We start from the raw sequence: 2,064 nt of genomic DNA, 5'->3' as shown, positions 1-2,064 counted from the left end.
CCCCGTACTGCCAGGATTATTAGCTTTTTAACTGTGTCACATCGTAGGCTTATATGTAAAGTTCTGTGGCTAATCGCCAAGCTAGAACTCCTGGGATCACGGCCACAACTAGAGCGATGTCGACTTGAGTATCTGAGATGGAAGATATCTGAGCGATGTACAGAGTATCTAAGATAGGCATGGCTGAAAACCTCCTAACCTGAATAGATTTTGAACAGTTCGTTTACTACTTTTCCTTGTTTTGCCAAGATTGTGGAATATCTTGTTACAAGATGCAACAAAAGCAGTTATTAATCAGTAATCCTTAGTGATTCTTTATTAAAAAAATTCATAAAACTATGGATTTGTATTTGGGTATCGACTTTGGCACTTCTGGCGCACGCGGTATGGTGGTAGATGAGGAAGCTAGCATCCAGGCACAGGTGCGATATCCCTTCCAGGACTCACCAGCCGCCGTTACACCAAAAATTTGGCAGGAGGCTTTGTTTGTACTGGTGGAACAAATACCTAAGCAATTGCGGCGAGAAATTAAAGCGATCGCAATTAATGGTACTTCTTCCACCGTCTTGCTGGTGAATGCTGTTGGCAATCCAACAGATGCACCATTGCTATACAATGATGCACGGGGATCATTGGTGCTAGAGCATTTGAGGAGTATCGCACCCCCCAATCATACAGTGTTGAGTGCCACCTCCAGCCTAGCCAAACTTTTGTGGATGAGGCAATTACCCTCTTTTAGTGAAGCTAGATATTTCCTGCATCAAGCAGATTGGCTGGCGTTTCTCCTACATGGACAGTTGGGTATTAGCGATTACCATAATGCTTTAAAGCTGGGTTATGACGTAGAAGAGTTGAAATACCCAGAATGGCAAGAATTGCTGCAAATACCGATTCAGCTACCCAAAGTTTTACCTCCTGGTACTCCGATTGCCGAATTGCGTCCTGAAATTGCGGATAAGTTCGGTTTTTGCCGTGATTGTCTGGTGTGTGCAGGTACAACTGATAGTATTGCCGCTTTTCTCGCCAGTGGAGCAAAATCATCTGGTGAAGCCGTGACTTCCCTTGGTTCAACGTTGGTACTCAAGTTATTAAGTCGTACCCGCCAAGAAGATGCCAGATATGGGATTTACAGCCATCGTCTGGGGGATTTATGGCTGACTGGGGGTGCTTCTAATACTGGAGGTGCAGTACTAAAGCAATTTTTCACAAACGCTGAGTTAGAAAGCCTTAGCCTAGAGATTGATGCATCAAAAGCCAGCGAGTTAGATTATTATCCGTTGTTGAAGGTAGGCGATCGCTTTCCGATTAATGATCCCAATTTACCGCCACGATTGTCACCACGCCCAGATAATCCAGTGGAATTTTTGCATGGGTTATTAGAAAGTATTGCCCGCATAGAAGCGCGAGGGTATGAATTATTACAGCAAATGGGCGCAGACAAATTGAGCCGTGTTTATACTGCTGGCGGTGGCGCGGCGAATGAAACTTGGACTGCGATTAGGGCGCGTCATTTGCAGGTTCCTGTAGTAGCGTCAGTGTACACAGAAGCAGCTTACGGAACGGCGCTGTTGGCGATGGGAGGCGGAAGTAAAGGTGAACAAGAGTAATTGTGTAACAATCTTTTCGTAGGTATTTCGTAAATCAGTATCTATCCCAGTGACAATCAACATATCTCGGCCGATACTGTGATTATTAGATACCGGACTATAGATTCCAGGTTCATGATCTGGGCAGCTATTCGGGGATGGGTGCTTCGCAGCAAGCGAATGTCATCTGTCCCCTTTACTAATTATTGGTGTGAGTTCTGAGGGGATTAGGAGAAAAAGGTTTTTTAAGAAGGTTTGACCTGCGCGATCAAGATTATCATCTAGGGAAAAGGTGAGGCTGCGATCGCCTGATTTAATTGCTGTAACTAGTCATTTCATCGTACTGAGTTTAATAAAAAGGAGTCAGAATACAGAATTCAGAATTCAGAATACTCTACCCATAAAGGGATAGAGTTTTAATTATTGTTGAATATTTAATACTAGTTTCGCTTAACCTCGGGCGAGGTTTTAACCAATA

The 2,064-nt window shown here is 43.9% G+C and carries 2 protein-coding genes; one reads left to right on the top strand and one right to left on the bottom strand.

Features of this window, described 5'->3' with window-relative positions; all coding sequences use genetic code 11:
• Nucleotides 1-49 precede the first annotated feature (49 nt).
• Nucleotides 50-139 carry a photosystem I reaction center subunit XII gene (psaM, locus tag LC574_RS37440; RefSeq protein WP_229458671.1) on the bottom strand — a complete coding sequence of 30 codons (90 nt, stop codon included), beginning with the start codon at nucleotides 137-139 and terminating at the stop codon, nucleotides 50-52.
• 199 nt (nucleotides 140-338) lie between these two features.
• On the opposite strand from psaM, the gene LC574_RS37435 reads away from it, so the two are divergent.
• Nucleotides 339-1,607: an FGGY-family carbohydrate kinase gene (locus tag LC574_RS37435; RefSeq protein WP_229458670.1), complete on the top strand. Its 1,269-nt coding sequence runs from the start codon at nucleotides 339-341 to the stop codon at nucleotides 1,605-1,607.
• Nucleotides 1,608-2,064 lie beyond the last annotated feature (457 nt).

The organism is Nostoc sp. CHAB 5715 (assembly GCF_020829685.1).
Classification (GTDB): domain Bacteria; phylum Cyanobacteriota; class Cyanobacteriia; order Cyanobacteriales; family Nostocaceae; genus Nostoc.
The sequence above is the reverse complement of the archived record's forward strand: the minus strand, read 5'-3'. Positions and strand labels throughout refer to the sequence as shown.